We start from the raw sequence: 15,887 nt of genomic DNA, 5'->3' as shown, positions 1-15,887 counted from the left end.
CTTGGAATAATAGGAAATTGCCGTGACAGAAGATGAATCGCTGCAACTGGCCATTCACGAGCCCGTGAGTTTGAGCGCCTACGACATCGCCTGGCCCGCCCTGTTCGAGCAGGAGCGCGAGCGGCTGCTGCAGCGCTTTTCAGGCTTGCTCCTGGACGTACAGCATTTCGGCAGCACCGCCGTGCCCGGTTTGGCGGCCAAGCCCATCATCGACATCTTGGTCGGGGTGGCCTCCATGGCGGTGGCCGACGCCTTGATCGAACCCGTCACCAGCGCGGGCTACTCAAGCTCGGCCGAGTTCAATCAAACGCTGATCGATAGGCGCTGGTTCATGCGGCACGCCGAAGGCCGCCGAACGCATCATTTGCATATGGTGGTGATGGGCAGCGCCGAATGGCGACGGCGCCTGCTCTTTCGGGACGTTTTGCGCGCCGACCCGGATCTCGCCGAACGCTACGCGGCGCTCAAGCAAGCATTGGCGCTTGAGCATGCCGCCGACCGGGAGCGCTACACCGACGCGAAAGCGGCGTTTGTCGCTGCGCTTGTGGGCGACGCCTGAGCCGAATGGCTGGGCCTTGCCACCACAAGGCTGCATCATGTCAAATGAGGCGCCAACAAGCTCCGCTCTCCCATCACACCTACCCCCCCAACTCAGGACCGCATCATGAGCCAACTCAAACTGACCTATTTCGACTTCCACGGCGGCCGGGCCGAGCCCGCGCGGCTGGCCCTGCATATCGGCGGCATCGCCTTCGAGGACCACAGGTTCGGCTTCCCCGAGTTCGAAGAACTGCGCAAGACCACGCCGCTGGGTCAGGTGCCGGTGCTGCAGGTGGACGGCGTGCAGGTCACGCAGTGCAATTCCATCAACCGCTATGTCGGCAAGTTGGCCAATCTGTACCCGAACGATCCGTTTCAGGCGCTGCTGTGCGATGAGGTGATGAGCGTGGTCGAAGAGGCCTCGGTCAAGCTGGGCCCGAGCTTTCGTATGTCGGGCGAAGAGCAAAAACAAGCCCGCCTCGCTTTGGTGAATGGCTCGATGCCGGTCTATTTGCGCTGGTTGCAAAAGCAGCTGCAAGCGCATGGCGGCGAGTACTTTGCCGACAATCGTTTGACGGTGGCCGACCTGAAAGTGTTTATCGATGTGCGTGGCCTGAACTCCGGCCGCCTCGACCATGTGCCGCGCGATCTGGTCGAACAAGTTGCACCCGCGCTTAACGCTCATATGCAGCGGATTGCTCAGACCCCGGCGATTGTTCAATACTATGCCAAGTTCGGCGTCAAGTAGAACGCAGGCAGGCGGGTAGGCGAGCCCTGGCGCGGTGCTCGCGTCAGGGCCATCCGAACGGACTTTGTTGCGCTTAATTCAGCTGTCATGTGGGTGGGCGATGCTGGTCGCTCAGCCTCCTTTACTCACAGGACACGCCATGAAATTGCACGCCATCTCCGCCGCGCTGTGCGCACTTGCCGCTGCCGCCGCCCCTCTTTGCACTCAAGCCGCATCGCCCGACTTTGTCAGTGCGATGCCGGCCAAGGTTTGGAATACCCTCAGCGGCGATGCACCCATCGTCATCGGCCATCGCGGTGCGTCCGGCTACCGACCCGAGCACACGCTGGAAGGCTATGCCTTGGCCATTGCCCAAGGCGCCAATTACATCGAGCCCGATCTGGTGATGACCAAGGACGGCGAGTTGATCGCCCGCCATGAGCCGCTCTTGGCCCGCGTCGATCTGAATTCCGACGGCAGCATCAAGATGGTGGGCGGCGCGCCGGTGCTGAACCGCACCGATAGCAGCACCAATGTCTGGCAACCGGCCAAATATGCGGATCGCCTGACCGTCAAAACCGTTGACGGCGTGAAGACGGCCGGCTGGTTCGCCGAAGATTTCACTGCCGCCGAGATCCGCAACGACATCCGCGCCCAGGAGCGCCTGCGTGATCTGCGCTTGGGCAATAACGCCTATAACAACCAGTTCGTGATCCCGACGCTGCAAGAGGTGATCAATCTGGCCAAGGCCAAGACGCTGGAAACCGGCCGCGTCATCGGCATCTACCCCGAGACCAAGCACCCGAGCTATTTCAAGAATTTCACCGATGCCAACGGCCTGCAGCGCATGGAGGACAAGCTGATCGCCACGCTGCACGCCAACTATGGCAATGACCACAACGCGCCGGTGTTCATCCAGTCCTTCGAGGTGCACAACCTCGAATACATCAACGGCAAGACCGACATCAAGATCATTCAGTTGCTCAATGGCAGCGGCAATCCTTTCGATGATGGTCGCAGCTATGCTGAGTTGGCTTCAGCGGCCGGCCTGGACAGCATCAAGACCTATGCCGACGGCGTCGGCTCCAACACCAATCTGATGATTTCGCTGGTCGGCGGCAAGCTCGGAGCCCCGACTCAGCTGATCGCCAACGCGCACCAGCGCGGTCTGGCCGTGCATGGCTGGACCTTCCGCGCCGAAAACGTCTTCTTGCCCAATGAGTTCGACAGCAGCGCCGACCCGGCCGCCTACGGCGATCTGACCGGCCAGATCAAGGCTTTTGTCGATCTGGGCATGGACGGGCTCTTCACTGACCAGCCGGACCTGGGCGTTGCCGCCGTGGCCGCGCTGTCGGCGGTGCCGGAGCCGCAGACCTACGCTTTGATGTTGGGCGGCTTGGTTGGGGTGTTGAGCTTGGCAAGGCGGCAAAAGCGCGCAAGCTGAGGCCAGAATATGCTTAGGTCTTGATGACTCTCTCAAGACCTGAGTGTTGCCCCAAACTGAACTTTAGCCTTGGCTACGTTTCCGCAAGGCAAGGCTTGCCAGGCCCAAGGCCATTAGAGCCCAGGTGCCTGGCTCGGGGATCGGTGCGGCGACCCAACCCGTTTGGGCACCCGTTACATTGTCCGCGGTGTAGCCAACCAGGATGCCGCTGTTGTTGAGGCCGTAGCCGTAAGTCGAGCTATCGACGGGGGCCGAAAACACCGTCCAGTCGCCGGGTTTGCCGACAAAACCAGCTCCGGATGTCGAAAAGCCTGTGACGACGCCGGCATCGTTGATGTCACGAAAGCGCGGGCCGGTCATGCCTGCAGCTTCCAGGTATTCGGTGCGCACCATGGTGTTCAGGTCGACGATAAAGGAGCCTCGAATGCCGCCGCTGCGGCTGAAGCTGCCGGTGACTTGGCCCAGTGTATTGGCGCCCTGGGCGATCGAAAGACCATCGCCTGCCACGCCCAAATTCGTGTACGTGTTGCTGCTGAGGTCAAAGGCAAAGGCGGAGCCAGCACCTGTGGCATCTGTGGTGTAGCCGGTGAGATAGCGAGCGTCGGACGAGATATGGCGAATGCTCGTACTGACCGCACCAGCTATATCAAAAGCCTTGTAACTGCCCCCCGAGTAGATGAATCCATGGAAATCTACAGTCACGTCACCGGAGCTGTAGGTACCCACCAAAGTGCCGTTGTTGGCGACACCCGTCAAGCTTGTTTCGGTTGTTGCGTCCGGGTAACTAAAGCTGGTGAAGGTGCCGGCGCTATAGGTGAAGCCCACACCATCAGACGCACCAACGATGACGCCACTGTCGCTGATATCCCAAAGCCTGATGTTCGTGAATCCGGGCCTTTCAAACGCCACTGGAGCCCCATAGCTCGTGGTGGCATTCGCGCTCAGTGGCATCCACAGCGCCAGTCCGGCACAGGTGCCGAGCGCTGCGCGCGTCATGATTGCTGACAAGTTCATGTTTCTCCCCCCTGCGTTGTGACGGTGCGACCTGCATGGCCGCAGTGAAAGACAGGCTGCTCACGCGCCCCCTGCCACTATGGCCTAACTTGCTGTTTCAATTTACCCGGCTTTACCCTTGACCCGCCGCAGGCAGGCCCTCGCTGCGTCATCGGTGAAAATGCCAGCATGAACTCACCTAGCCCCGCTCTGAATGACCTGACCCTCTATATGGACGAGGTCGGCAGTGCCGCCCGCAGCGCGGCTGCCTTGATGGCCGCCGCACCGACGGCCGCCAAGAACCAGGCGCTGCTGTCGCTGGCGCGCCGCTTGCGCGCAGCCGGTCCGGCGCTGAAGGCTGCCAATGCCAAGGATCTGGCCGCCGCAAAAGCAGCCGGCCTCAAAGGCCCGCTGCTGGACCGGCTGAAACTCACGCCGGCGGCAATCGCCACCGTCGCCGAGGGCTGCGAGCAGATCGCCGCAATGCCCGACCCGGTCGGCGAGATCAGCGGCCTGAAGCGCCGCCCCAGCGGCATCAGCGTCGGCCAGATGCGCGTGCCTCTGGGTGTGTTCGGCATGATTTACGAGAGCCGGCCCAACGTCACCATTGAGGCCGCCTCGCTCGCCATCAAGAGCGGTAATGCCTGTATCTTGCGCGGCGGCTCGGAGGCGCTGCACTCGAATCTCGCCTTGGCCGAGTTGGTGTCCGCAGCCTTGAAGGAGGCCGGCCTGCCGCCCACCGGCGTGCAGCTGATCAACACCACCGATCGCGCGGCCGTAGGCCTCTTGATCACGGCTCCTCAACATGTCGATGTGATCATCCCGCGCGGCGGCAAAAGCCTGATCGAGCGCATCAGCGCCGAGGCCAAGGTGCCGGTGATCAAGCATCTGGATGGCAATTGCCACACTTACGTCGATGCGGAGGTCGACTTCGGCCTGGCGCTGACCGTCGTGATCAACGCCAAGACGCAAAAATACAGCCCCTGCAATGCGACCGAGTCACTGCTGGTACACGCCGAAAGCGCGCCGGACTTTCTGCCGCATATCGGCGCCGTCTTGGCGGAAAAGGGCGTGGAGCTGCGCGGCTGTGCGCGCACCTTGGCCCTGCTCGGTCCCCTGCCCGGCGCCAAGGTGTCCGCGGCGACCGAGGCTGATTGGTCCGAGGAGTATCTGGCGCCCATCATCAGCATCAAGGTGGTCGACAGCCTGAACGAGGCGATCGCGCATATCAATCGCTATGGCTCGCACCACACCGATGCGATCCTGACGACCAACCACGCCAACGCCATGCGCTTCCTGCGCGAGGTCGATTCGGCCAGCGTGATGGTCAACACCAGCACCCGCTTTGCCGATGGCTTCGAGTACGGCCTCGGCGCCGAGATTGGCATCTCGACCGACAAGCTGCATGCGCGTGGCCCCGTCGGCTTGGAGGGTTTGACCTCGCTGAAATGGGTGGTGCTGGGGCAGGGCGAGGTGCGGGCTTGAGGGTATTGAATCGATGAAGATCAAACCCGTCCTGCTTGCGGCCAGTTTGGCGTTGAGCCTGCTCGCGCATGCGCCTTCGGCCTGGGCCTTTCGCTGCAACTCTTACGTCATCGACGCCGGCCTGCACAAGGCCGAGGTGCTGAAGAAATGCGGCCCGCCCAGCACGCAGGATGCGCGCCTGGAGCGGCGCATCATCCGGGTGCGCGAATATCAGCAGGCGACGACCCGGCAGGCGGGAGCGGTCAGCAACTCGGTAGAGGTCGAGCGCGAGATCCAGGTCAGCATCGAAGAATGGGTCTACAACTTCGGACCCCAGCAGTTCATGCAATTGCTGATCTTCGAGGACGGCCGTTTGAAGACCGTCCAGGATCTCGGTTACGGCAGTTGAACTGCTGAGCGACGGCGCCGTGCAATGCCCGCTACCGCGCCCAGGCCCGCCAGCATCAAAGCCCAGCTGCCGGGTTCGGGCACGGCGGTGACTGTGATGGTGCCGTTTGTGTAGAGTTGGCTGAAGTCCAGCTGCGTGCCGCCGGCCAGCGTCAAGCCCGTGGCGTCAATGCTCTTGAATGTGCCGCCCGTCGTGCCCCAGTCCAGCAGATCAAAACTCTGGCCGGCTTGCGCCACAAAGCCGTTCCAGGAGCTCAAGACCAGCTTGCCGCCTAGCTTCAAATTCCCTCCGACGACCAGCTTGTCAAAACTGCTGTCCAGCAGCGGCGAGCCGGCAGCGCAACTCAGCTCGCTGCAAGCATTGATGCCGCCGATTTCGGCCGTGTAGGTATTGCTGCTGGCGAAGGTGACCGAGCCCTGGATATAGCCATAGCCGGGCGAGTTGCCGATGCTCAAGCCGCCCTCGAAGAACATCTTGCCGTCGCCGTTGACGTCGGCCCCGTTGCGCTGCTTGACCTCGGCCGCGAAGGTCGCGACCGATCCTTCGGTGACGCGCAACTCGGCGTCCTTCTGGATCTCCAGCTTGCCGTAAAAGGTCGTGTTGCTGAGGCCCGAGAGAATGATCTGACTGCCTGCGCCGGCGACGATGTCGGCGCGCAAGGCCGAGGTGCCGCCGCTCAGGAAGATCTCGCCCTTGTTGCTCACGGTGCCCGCTCGTAGCGTGCCGTAGCCGTTGAGGGTGGCGCCGGCCTCGTTGACCATGTCGTGGCCGTTGGTGTCTAGCGTGCCGCCGGCGAGTTGGATAGCGGCGAAATTTGACGCCATGCCGTTCTTCAGCAGCAGGGTGGCGCCGGCATCGGCGGCCAAGATGCCGACCCGCGCGCCGGACCGAGTATTGTTGACCTTGGCCAGACTCAGCGTTGCACCGGCGCCCTGGGCGCGAATGCTGCCGTAGTTGTCGATCGGGGCGTTGACCTGGCCCTGGCCCTGCAGCGCGCCAAGGTTCAGCAGCCCGGCGCCGCTGAGCGAAGTGGCCGCGCCGTTGAGGATGATTTGGCCGTTGTTAGAGAAATATTGGGAGACGCGCAGATTGCCGCCTTCGACCACCACGCGACCATCATTTTGGAATGCAGCCGTGATCACACCGCGCCCGCTCAGCGTGCCTTCCGCGCCGTTAACGAGCTTGGCGCTGCCGGAAATGGTGCCGCCATTCAACGTCATATTGCCGGCATTGAGCAGGCTGGCGCCGCTCAAAATCAGGCCGCGGGCATCGAGCATTTCCCAGTTGCCGGTGTTGCTGTTGGCGCCCAAGCTTGCCAGCTCAAAGCTGCCGCCTGATTGCTGCAGCAGGCCGGTATTGCTGAAGCCAGCGGCGCCCGCAATCACGCCATAACCGGCCAAATAATTGGCATTCACAAAGGTCCCGGCGCTGCTGATTTTGCCGCCGACCAACTGTACCGCACCGAGGTTGTTGATGCCGCCATTGCCCGCGCTGAGCTGGCTGAAGCTGCCCACCGCCAGTTCGCCTTCGACGCGCAAGCCCCCCGCTTGGACCATGCCGCCGTTCAGGCTCAGGTCGTCGCCGGACGCAATCGTCAAAACGCCATCGACCACCACATTCATGTCCTGGCCCAGGCCCACGCTGTGGCCCAGGATGCCATCGCCGCTGGTGATCGCGCCGAGAAAATGCACGGTGCCGGTATTCCAGTTGACCTGGCCGGCATTGGTCGACCAGCCTAGCTTGAGCGTGCCGCCGTTCAGGTTCAGCACGCCGCCCTTGCTGATGAACAACTCGCCGTCGCTATGAATGCTTGCGCCTGCGCCGAGGTTCAGGGTCGCCACGCCGGTATCGCCGCCGATCGCCAGTTGGCTGCTGGTGGACAGCATCGAGCCCGCGCCACTCAGGTTCACCAGGGCAGAAGCGGCGCCGCCGTATTCGCCAAAATGGGCTTGATTGGCCGTCACCTGGCCGCCGTCGGTGATGTCCAGGCGGCCGCTCTGGATGGTCAGATTGCCGCTGATTTGCAGGCGAGAGTTTGCGCCCTTCACCACCAGCTTGGAGGTGCCGGGGTCGCCGATCACTCCCACAAAGCTGTTCTGATTTTTGACCAGGCCGCCTTGTTCGATGAAGAGCGAGCCCTCACCCAGATTGCCAATTTGCAGATCGCCGCTGAGCAGCCAGCTTGAGTTCGCACCGGTGACCATGGCGGTGCCGGCGCTGCCCGCTTGATTGCCCAAAGTGGCGCTGACATTGCTGAGCTTGGCGCCGGCCTCGACCCGCAGGCTACCCACGCCGGCATCGCCGATGCCCAGGTTGCCTGTGCTGACCCATGACGAGTCGGCGCCTGAGAGCGTCACCCGGCCGTCGCCACCCAAGGATTTGCCGATGAAGCTATTGCCGCTGCTCAGCGTGCCGCCGTTTTGCACCGTCAGGGTGCCGGTGCTGTTGCGGCCTACGTCCAGGCCGGTGTTGATCGACAGTTTGGAATTCGCGCCGTCGATCAAGACCGTGCCCTGGCTGCCGAAATCGAAGCCGAAAAAGGCTTGATAGGCGCTGACCTGACCCGAGCTGATGTTCAAGGTGCCGGTGCCGCCGCGGCCCACGTACAGACTGCCGAGCAAGTTGAGCTGGGCGTCGGAGGCGCTCAGATTCACCGTGCCGTCGCCGCTGTATTGCTCGCCGATGATCAGCTCCGGGGCGGCCAAGCTGCTGCTGGCGCCGATGTTCAGAATGCCGGTGCCGGTTGTGCCGACCTTGGTGCTCACATTGCCGAGGTTGAGCAAATCAACCTTGTTCTTGATCGTCAGCGAATTGTTCAGGTCACCGAAATTCCAGAGTTTCAATCCGCCGGCACCGCCGTCCCAGGTCTGGTCCGACCTGGGGTCGAAGCGGAATTTGAAGGTCTGCAGCTTGCTGCTGTTGTTTTTGATATTGCCCTTCAAGGCGAGGGCGGCGAAGCTGCCCGGATTGAAGGTGAACGCGCCCGCATTGCTGCCAAAGGTGAAACTCAGTTCGAGCAGATTGCCGCTGGGCAAACCGGTGATCGAGGAGTTGCTGTTGTTATTGAAATACAGCTCTGACCCTGCGGGGAAGCTACCGTTCCAGGGGCCTCCGTTTTCCCCAATAAGAAAACATGTGGTGGGCTGGCCGTTGGCGCCGATGCAAGGAACGCTCCAATTCTGCCCGTTGCCAAATTTCGCGTCGACCTGACCGGTCCAGGTATAGGTCGTCGCCTCGGCCGGCGCCAGGTACAGGATGCTCAGCGCCGCCGCCAGCGCGATGCTGAGCGGCAAGCGCCGGGGTGTGCGGGCGCCACGGCGCTTGAGAGGGGTGGCACCGCTGAGGGTGTTGCGGATATTGAAGGCGAAGTGGTTTTTCATGAGGAATCCTGTAAGTTGGGGAGACAGAAAAGGGCGCGCGCTTCAGTTCACCGGAACCGCGAATTTCGCCAACTGGGTGGTGTTGCCCGCCGTGAGGGACAGGATGTCAATGCCGTCCCCCAAGGTGATGGCGATGCTGGTGCTCGGAACGGCGTTCTGTGCACCGCGCATGCCCTTGTAGAGACTCCAATCAAAAGCGCCTTCGATACCGGCATCTGGCGTCTCAACGCCGGAGGACAGGCCGATCTGCGGGCCGGGGGTCTTGTCCACGCCGCGTGGAGACTCGGTCAAGCCCACCATGCCCTCGGCGTGTATGGCCGCGCCGACGCTGCCGCCGATGGTGGTGATGATCATGATCTGCAGCTTGCCGTCGCTGTCCTTGTCGGCGTTGACGACGATGCCGAAGTTGGCGTGGGCGCCGGCGTAATAGGCGCCGGCCGCGCCGGCATAGATGCCGTAGGAGCCGTTGTCACCGCCCGTGCCACCTGACGTTGGCACTTGCACTTGCGCTTCACCTCGGCTCAGCTCGGCGACTTGCGAAGCCGCAGCGGGCGCGCCCTTGTACAAGCCCGTCTTGCGGCCGACGTCGACCATGGTGTTGGCAATATCCTGCTGCTCGTCCGCGCTCAGATTTGCCTTGCTGGCCGCCAACACCAGGATGCGCCGCATGGCGTTCACGGTGTCGGCGTCAAGCGCCGCGAAGGCCTTGGCCGATTGCCTGATCTTCGCCCCGGTGGGCGAGTCATTGACCCGTTTGGCGGCCGCTTTGAACAGCGTCAGCGTGACCGCATCGAGGCCTTTGTTGACCTCGGCCACGGCGGCTTCGTAGCCCTGTTTCATGGCCCCCAGCGAGCTGCCATAAGTGGCCTGCGACACCGATGCAATCTGGTGGAAGGCTTGCGTGAAGTCCGGGCTGATGCCGGGCTCGCGGAAATAGGTGTGGCGGGTGGTGTCCCAAGCGCCCTTGTAGCTGCAGATGCCGCAGGCGTCCATGCGGTAGTCGGCGCGGCAGTTTTCATAGAAGAGCAAGCCGCATTTATGCGGGTGATTGCTCTTGCGCGTGAGGTAGGGCGGCACGGTATAGGTGGTCGAGCCCTTGAAGTGGCAAAAGCCCGGCAGGCTTTGCTCATAGCCGCTGCGGCAGTTTTCCATGCAAGCCGCGCCGGTACAGCTATAGCCGGCGCGCGGCGGGTCGTAGCAAAGCCCGGCTTGCTCGACCTTGGCGGCGGGGCAAGTCAAGGCCTGTGCCTCGCTTGCCATGCCGGCCAAGGCTGCCATGGCGAGGCAGGCTGAGGCGCCAAAGCGGCGCAACGCGGAGAGAAGTTGTTCATTCATGATTTCACCCTGAGTTAATGCCTTACTTGAGCGGTGCTATCCAGAACCCAATCTTGACTCGGGTGCGCCTTTGCGCCAGGGAGTGCCTGGTGCCTTGGGGCTGATGGGTGAGCTCGCTGCATAAGGTGACCCAGTGTCTGAACGCCGGCGGCTACGCACAATCGGACCTTGGACCCAAGACCTGGTCTCGGGACCTACCCAGCCCCTGCGCCGGCTGCTAGAGTGCGCTGCATGAAACTGTTGTTAGTCGATGACCACCCCCTGGTGCGCGCCGGTGTCGTCGCCGCGCTGCAAAGCCTAGGAGCGCCCGAACTGATCCTCGAGGCCAGTGACGGCATCGCCGCCATGGACTGCCTGGCCCAGCACCCCGATGTGGACGCGGTGCTGATGGATCTGCGCATGGCCGGCATGGCCGGCATGGCTTTGCTGGAGCAGCTCAAGCGCCACTACCCGCTGCTGCCCAGCCTGGTGCTGTCATCGTCGGAAGACCCTGCCGATGTGCGCCGCGTGCTCAAGGCCGGTGCTCGGGGTTATTGCCCCAAGTCCGCCAGTCCGGCCACGCTGCTGGCGGCGCTAACGCTGGTGCTCGGCGGTGAAATCTATGTGCCGCCACTGATGGCGATGGCGCCCGAGGCCGGCCCGGCCGAGTCAAACTTGAGCAGCCTGACGCCGCGCCAGCGCGAGGTGCTGCAAGAGCTGTGCAATAGCAAATCCAACAAGGAGATTGCGCGCGAGCTGGGCATGGAGGAGAAGACCGTCAAGGGCCATGTCTCGGCCATCTTCAAAGCCTTGGGCGTGGTGCACCGCCTGCAGGCCGTCGAGGCGGCCCGCGCGGCCGGCCTGGTCAGTCAGACGATGTCGTATTGATTGTTTTCATCCTGTCCATCCCCTCCATCCCCTCCATCCCAGCCAATAAATTTAGTCAGCCAGGATGAAGGGGATCGACGGGATGGAAGCCAATGCCTGGAGCCTCAATCGCATGGCTGGGTCGCAAGGCTTCGCTGACCGCCGTGCGCAGCTGCGCTTGCGAGACCGGCTTGTGCAGCAGGGTCAGGCCCTGATCCAGCGCTTCGCGCCCGCGCGCGGGGCCGGTGTCGCCGCTGAGCAGCAGGGCCGGGATGTCACTGTTGAACAGCTCACGCAACCGGGCAATCGCGCCGCTGCCGGTTTCACCTTCCCTCAAATGGTAGTCGCACAGCAGCAGGCGCGGCGCCGCGCTAACGTTCATCAGCTGCGGCATCAGCTCGGCCACGCTGGCGGCGCTGACGACGCCCAAGCCCCAAGCCGACAGCAGGGTGCTCATGGCCAGCCGTATCTCGGCACTTTCATCCAGCACGATGACCATCTCCCCGCTTAGCTGGGGCTGCGCGAGCGGGCCAGGTACTGCAGTTGGCCCCTCGTCATGCGGCTCCAGCGTGAGCGTGAACAAGCTGCCCCGTCCCGGCCGCGAGCGCAGCCGCAGCTCCAGGCGCAGCAGGCCAGACAGGCGCTGAACAATCGCCAGACCCAGGCCGAGGCCCTGGCCCGAGCTGTGCAGTTGCACGAACTCATCAAAAACCTCGGCGCAGCGCGCCCTGGCAATGCCCACGCCGCTGTCGGCCACCAGCAGCTCGATGCGGGCCTGGCGCCGACGGGCCCGCAGCAGCACACCGCCCTGCGTGGTGTAACGCAGCGCATTGGAGAGCAGATTGCGCAGCACCCGCTCCAGCAAAGCCGGGTCGCTGAGCACCATCAGCGCGCCCGGCTCTGGCGGAAGATCGCAAACAAAGCGCAGTCCCTTGGCCTGCGCTTGCAGGCTGTGGTCGGCCGCCATGCGGCTCAGCAGCGCGCGCAGATCCACCGTCTGCCATTGCGGCTGCAGCTGCTCGGCGTCCAGCTTGGAGATGTCCAGCAAAGCATTGAACATCGCCCCCATGGCGTCGACGGCGCTGCTAACATGCTGCAATATCTGCGCTGACTGCGCCGGGCTGGGGTTTTGCTTGAGCGCGCCGACAAACAGCGACAGTGCATGCACGGGCTGGCGCAGATCATGGCTGGCGGCGGCCAGAAAGCGGCTGCGCGACTGGCTGAGCTTGACGGCCAAGTCCTTCTCCAGCTTCAAGCTCTCGCTCAAGTGCGCGAGCTGATGGGCTTGGCGCAGCGAGTCCCATAGCAAGCGCTGCAGGGAAGCCGCAAAGTGAAAGCTCATTGTTGAGCCGAGCAGCAGCACGGCCAGGATGGCCCAGCCGTCAATCGCGCCATGCAGCAGTACCGCCAGCACCAAGCCCAGCAAGGCCGGGCCCACGATGGCGACATAGGCCGGCAAATAGGCATGCAGAGAATGCAGCGCGGTGGCGCTGATGCCTATCATCCAGGCCAATAACAACAAGCGCTGAGCATCGCTGCCGCCGGGCCAGAAGATCTGCACGGCCAGCAACCACAGCACGCCGTTGAGCGCTGAGGTGCGCGTCACCCGGCGCAGCCAGATCGGCGCATTGGCGGTCGTCAGCGGGCTGCGTAACCAGCGCAGACCCAGCCACAAATGACAGGCCAGGTTGACGAGCTGCAAGCCCAGCCAGCAGGCCGTCCAAGCCGGCGGCGCTGCCTTGTGCAGGCTGGCCGCAACCAGCAGCGCCAGCACGAAATTGCCCACGGTCAGGCTCAGATCATTGCTGCGCAGGCGCTGCGCCACGTCCATTCGGACCAGCGCTTGCAGGCGCGTCTCAGCATCGATTGGCATGGCGGTGTTGGAAGGCATGGGCTTGGCGAAGATTGTGCATGCAGCGCCGCAATTCACCCGCAATGCAAGCGCAAAGCGCGGCAGCCCGCCCCGCTAGCCCCTGCTCAGACTGCTGTCGGCGCCGCGTGGCGCCTTCTTGCAACAGCGCCGACCCCGAGCAAGCCCGCCAGCATCAAAGCCCAGCTGCCGGGTTCGGGCACCGAAGTGACCGAGATCGTGCCGCTGCTGTAGAGCTGGCTGTAGTCCAGCTGGGTGCCCGCTGCCAGCGTGAGGCCGCTGGCGTCAATGCTCTTGAAGCTGCCGCCTGTTGTGCCCCAGTCCAGCAGATCAAAGCTCTGGCCGGCCTGCGCCACAAAGCCGTTCCATGAGCTCAAGACCAGTTTGCCGCCTAACTTCAAATTCCCACCGACGACCAGCTTGTCAAAACTGCTGTCCAGCAGCGGCGAGCCGGCAGCGCAACTCAGCTCGCTGCAAGCGTTGATGCCGCCAATTTCGGCCGTGTAGGTGTTGCTGCTGGCGAAGGTGACCGAGCCTTGGATATAGCCATAGCCGGGCGAGTTGCCGATGCTCAAGCCGCCCTCGAAGAACATCTTGCCGTCGCCGTTGACGTCGGCCCCGTTGCGCTGCTTGACCTCGGCCGCGAAGGTCGCGACCGATCCTTCGGTGACGCGCAACTCGGCGTCCTTCTGGATCTCCAGCTTGCCGTAAAAAGTCGTGTTGCTGAGGCCCGAGAGAATGATCTGGCTGCCCGCGCCGGCGACGATGTCGGCACGCAGCGCCGAGGTGCCGCCGCTCAGAAAAATCTGACCCTTGTTGGTCAGCGTGCCTGCGCGCAGCGTGCCGAAGCCGTTGATACTGGCGCCGGCTTCGTTGACCATCCCCCGGCCATTGTTGTCCAGCGTGCCGCCGGCCAACTGGATCTGGCCGGCATTGCTGAACAGGCCCTGGCTGATCAGCAGTTTCGCACCGCTGCCGACAGCCAGAATGCCGCCGTTCGGGCTGACGATGCGGCCGACCAAGGTCAAGGTGCCGCCCTGCGCTTCGATCACGCCGATGGGGTCGATATTGGAGATGTCGCTGTTGATGCGGCCCAGGCCCTGGATCAGGCCGTGGTTGCCGATCTGGCCGCCGGCCAGGCTGGCGCTATTGCTACCCAGCAAGATCTGACCCCGGTTGGTAAAGCTGTTGTCGATCAGCGTCTGGCCCTTGTCCACCACCAGGCTGCCCGCGTTGTAGAAGCCCGAGGCAATGCGGCCGCTGCCGCTGATCGTGCCCTGGGTGGCGTTGGCCAGCATGCCGCTGCCGATGACGAAGCCTCCGTTCAGATTGAGTTGGCCGCTGTTTTCCAGGCCGGTCCCGCTGATTTCAAGTTGCCGCCCGACCAGCAGGTTCCAGCTGCCGCGGTTTTCGTTGTCGCCGGTGTTGCTGAGGACCATATCACCGCCGCTCTGCGTCAGCAGGCCGGTGTTGATGAAGCCGCCCGTGCCGTCGATGCGGCCATGACCGTTCAGCTCGGTGACGTTGAACAGGATGCCGGTGCCGCTCAAGCTGCCGCCGGCCAGCTGCAGGCTGCCGAAATTGCTCAGGCGCGTGGTGGTGCTGAGCGTGCTGCCCTGGCCCACCGTGACCTGGCCCGAGAGATTGGCGTTGCCGACCTGCAGCTGACCGCCGGCCAGGTTCAGGGTGCTGCTGTCACTCTGCGTCAGCATGCCATCGACGCGCAGGCTCATGGCGCTGGTCAGGGTAGTGTTGCGGGCAAGCAGGCTGGCGTCGGCAAAGCTGGCGTCGCCGCTGAAGTGCAATAGGCCACCGGTCCAGACAAAACTGCCGGCCTTGCTGGAATCGGCGCTATTGACCAGATTCAGCGTGCCGCCGGTCTGGGTGATGACGCCGCCGGTTTCGATGATGAGCTTGCCGGCGCTCAAGGTCCCGCCGTCCAGCGTATAGCTGCCCGCCTTGCCTACCCGTAGCCGGCCCGCCACCTGGTGGGTGGTGTTGCCCGATTGGGTAAAGCTGCTGCTGCCGCCGCCAACGCCGATATCGACATAGCCGCCGCTGTTGAGGCTGGCCGCGCCGTCGTTGCTATTGAGGATGTAGCTGCCCTTGCCCCGGCTGTCGTTCTGATAGCCCAGCACCAGCCCGCCCATTGTTGCGCTACCGCCGCTCTGGGTGAAGCTGCCGGTGCCGAACACGCCTATCGTCACCTGATCACGGACGCTGAAGCTGCCGCCCTTGAGCGTCACCGTGCCGCTGGTACTGGGATCGTTGTAGCCTGCGCGGAATTGGCCCAGCACCGTCGTCGCGCCGCCGGTTTGGTTGAAGGCCCCGGTGCTGCCTGTCTGCCAACCGATGTCCACATCACCGGCCACGGCGGCGGTGCCGACGTTGAGCGCGCCGCTACTCAGGTTGTAAACACCCGAGCCCGTGCCCAGGTAGCCCCCGACAAAAAGCCGGCCGGTCGTGTTCGACCCACCGGACTGGTTGTAGGTGGAGATCTGCGCCTGGGTGCTGCCGATGCTCTCGGTCACGGCGATCATCGCGCTGCCGGTGAGGCTCTGGTTGAGGGTGGAACCGTAGTCCAGATTCAGCAAATTCAGGCCAGCACCCGTCATCACCGAGGCAAAGCTCGCCGTCCTGCTGCTTGCGCCCGAGCTGCCGACTGCGGCATCGTCGCCATTGACCGGCCCAAGGCCGCCCGCCCATGAGCTGGTGGAACTCCACATGCCGCCGCTGGCGCCGGTGAAGGTGCGGGTGGTGGCCTGGGCCGAGCCGATGGCGCAGGTCGCCAGGGCCAGGCCAATGGCCACATGCAGCGGCAGGCGACGGAAGTATGCGGAGGCGGAGCGGTTCATGGTGGCGAGTCCTGTTGGGTCTTG

Annotated in this window: 11 protein-coding genes; 6 read left to right on the top strand and 5 right to left on the bottom strand. The window is 63.6% G+C overall.

Annotation, left to right across the window (positions count from 1 at the left end):
* Positions 1–22: 22 nt before the first annotated feature.
* From LNV09_RS00685 to LNV09_RS00675, 3 genes are all read left to right on the top strand, one after another.
* Complete coding sequence (locus LNV09_RS00685) at positions 23–559, top strand: GrpB family protein (RefSeq protein WP_263555144.1); 537 nt, start codon at positions 23–25, stop codon at positions 557–559.
* A gap of 105 nt (positions 560–664) precedes the next feature.
* Positions 665–1,288, top strand: a complete 624-nt coding sequence (locus LNV09_RS00680) for a glutathione S-transferase (RefSeq protein WP_263555143.1) — start codon at positions 665–667, stop codon at positions 1,286–1,288.
* Between the two features lie 139 nt (positions 1,289–1,427).
* Positions 1,428–2,711: a glycerophosphodiester phosphodiesterase family protein gene (locus tag LNV09_RS00675; RefSeq protein WP_263555142.1), complete on the top strand. Its 1,284-nt coding sequence runs from the start codon at positions 1,428–1,430 to the stop codon at positions 2,709–2,711.
* Between the two features lie 63 nt (positions 2,712–2,774).
* On the opposite strand, the gene LNV09_RS00670 is transcribed toward LNV09_RS00675, so the two are convergent.
* On the bottom strand, positions 2,775–3,725 hold the full coding sequence (locus tag LNV09_RS00670) for a PEP-CTERM sorting domain-containing protein (RefSeq protein ID WP_263555141.1): 951 nt from the start codon (positions 3,723–3,725) through the stop codon (positions 2,775–2,777).
* A gap of 168 nt (positions 3,726–3,893) precedes the next feature.
* On the opposite strand from LNV09_RS00670, the gene LNV09_RS00665 reads away from it, so the two are divergent.
* Together LNV09_RS00665 and LNV09_RS00660 are read left to right on the top strand one after the other, a co-directional pair.
* Entirely contained in the window at positions 3,894–5,189 is a 1,296-nt protein-coding gene (locus LNV09_RS00665) for a glutamate-5-semialdehyde dehydrogenase (RefSeq protein ID WP_411969180.1), read from the top strand.
* A 13-nt stretch (positions 5,190–5,202) separates the two neighbouring features.
* A complete protein-coding gene (locus LNV09_RS00660; RefSeq protein ID WP_263555140.1) occupies positions 5,203–5,577 on the top strand; it encodes a DUF2845 domain-containing protein in 375 nt (124 codons plus the stop codon).
* Here the strand turns inward: LNV09_RS00660 and LNV09_RS00655 are convergent.
* A complete protein-coding gene (locus LNV09_RS00655) occupies positions 5,565–8,957 on the bottom strand; it encodes a PEP-CTERM sorting domain-containing protein (RefSeq protein ID WP_263555139.1) in 3,393 nt (1,130 codons plus the stop codon). The genes LNV09_RS00660 and LNV09_RS00655 overlap by 13 nt on opposite strands.
* Before the next feature lie 42 nt (positions 8,958–8,999).
* Positions 9,000–10,292: a hypothetical protein gene (locus LNV09_RS00650; RefSeq protein ID WP_263555138.1), complete on the bottom strand. Its 1,293-nt coding sequence runs from the start codon at positions 10,290–10,292 to the stop codon at positions 9,000–9,002.
* 231 nt (positions 10,293–10,523) lie between these two features.
* Here LNV09_RS00650 and LNV09_RS00645 point away from each other — a divergent pair, with 231 nt between their 5' ends.
* Positions 10,524–11,159 carry a response regulator transcription factor gene (locus tag LNV09_RS00645; protein WP_263555137.1) on the top strand — a complete coding sequence of 212 codons (636 nt, stop codon included), beginning with the start codon at positions 10,524–10,526 and terminating at the stop codon, positions 11,157–11,159.
* 55 nt (positions 11,160–11,214) lie between these two features.
* On the opposite strand, the gene LNV09_RS00640 is transcribed toward LNV09_RS00645, so the two are convergent.
* Entirely contained in the window at positions 11,215–13,029 is a 1,815-nt protein-coding gene (locus LNV09_RS00640) for an ATP-binding response regulator (protein ID WP_263555136.1), read from the bottom strand.
* An 86-nt stretch (positions 13,030–13,115) separates the two neighbouring features.
* Positions 13,116–15,863, bottom strand: coding sequence for a PEP-CTERM sorting domain-containing protein (locus tag LNV09_RS00635; protein WP_263555135.1), 2,748 nt, complete (start codon positions 15,861–15,863; stop codon positions 13,116–13,118).
* Positions 15,864–15,887 lie beyond the last annotated feature (24 nt).

The sequence above is a fragment of the Paucibacter sp. B2R-40 genome (assembly GCF_025717555.1).
Taxonomy (GTDB): Bacteria; Pseudomonadota; Gammaproteobacteria; order Burkholderiales; family Burkholderiaceae_C; genus Paucibacter_A.
The sequence above is the reverse complement of the archived record's forward strand: the minus strand, read 5'-3'. Positions and strand labels throughout refer to the sequence as shown.

Coding starts and splice junctions, on each gene's coding strand:
- LNV09_RS00680 (WP_263555143.1), top strand. CDS start 665: ATGAGCCAACTCAAACTGACCTATTTCGACTTCCACGGCGGCCGGGCC.
- LNV09_RS00675 (WP_263555142.1), top strand. CDS start 1,428: ATGAAATTGCACGCCATCTCCGCCGCGCTGTGCGCACTTGCCGCTGCC.
- LNV09_RS00670 (WP_263555141.1), bottom strand. CDS start 3,725: ATGAACTTGTCAGCAATCATGACGCGCGCAGCGCTCGGCACCTGTGCC.
- LNV09_RS00665 (WP_411969180.1), top strand. CDS start 3,894: ATGAACTCACCTAGCCCCGCTCTGAATGACCTGACCCTCTATATGGAC.
- LNV09_RS00660 (WP_263555140.1), top strand. CDS start 5,203: ATGAAGATCAAACCCGTCCTGCTTGCGGCCAGTTTGGCGTTGAGCCTG.
- LNV09_RS00655 (WP_263555139.1), bottom strand. CDS start 8,957: ATGAAAAACCACTTCGCCTTCAATATCCGCAACACCCTCAGCGGTGCC.
- LNV09_RS00650 (WP_263555138.1), bottom strand. CDS start 10,292: ATGAATGAACAACTTCTCTCCGCGTTGCGCCGCTTTGGCGCCTCAGCC.
- LNV09_RS00645 (WP_263555137.1), top strand. CDS start 10,524: ATGAAACTGTTGTTAGTCGATGACCACCCCCTGGTGCGCGCCGGTGTC.
- LNV09_RS00640 (WP_263555136.1), bottom strand. CDS start 13,029: ATGCCTTCCAACACCGCCATGCCAATCGATGCTGAGACGCGCCTGCAA.
- LNV09_RS00635 (WP_263555135.1), bottom strand. CDS start 15,863: ATGAACCGCTCCGCCTCCGCATACTTCCGTCGCCTGCCGCTGCATGTG.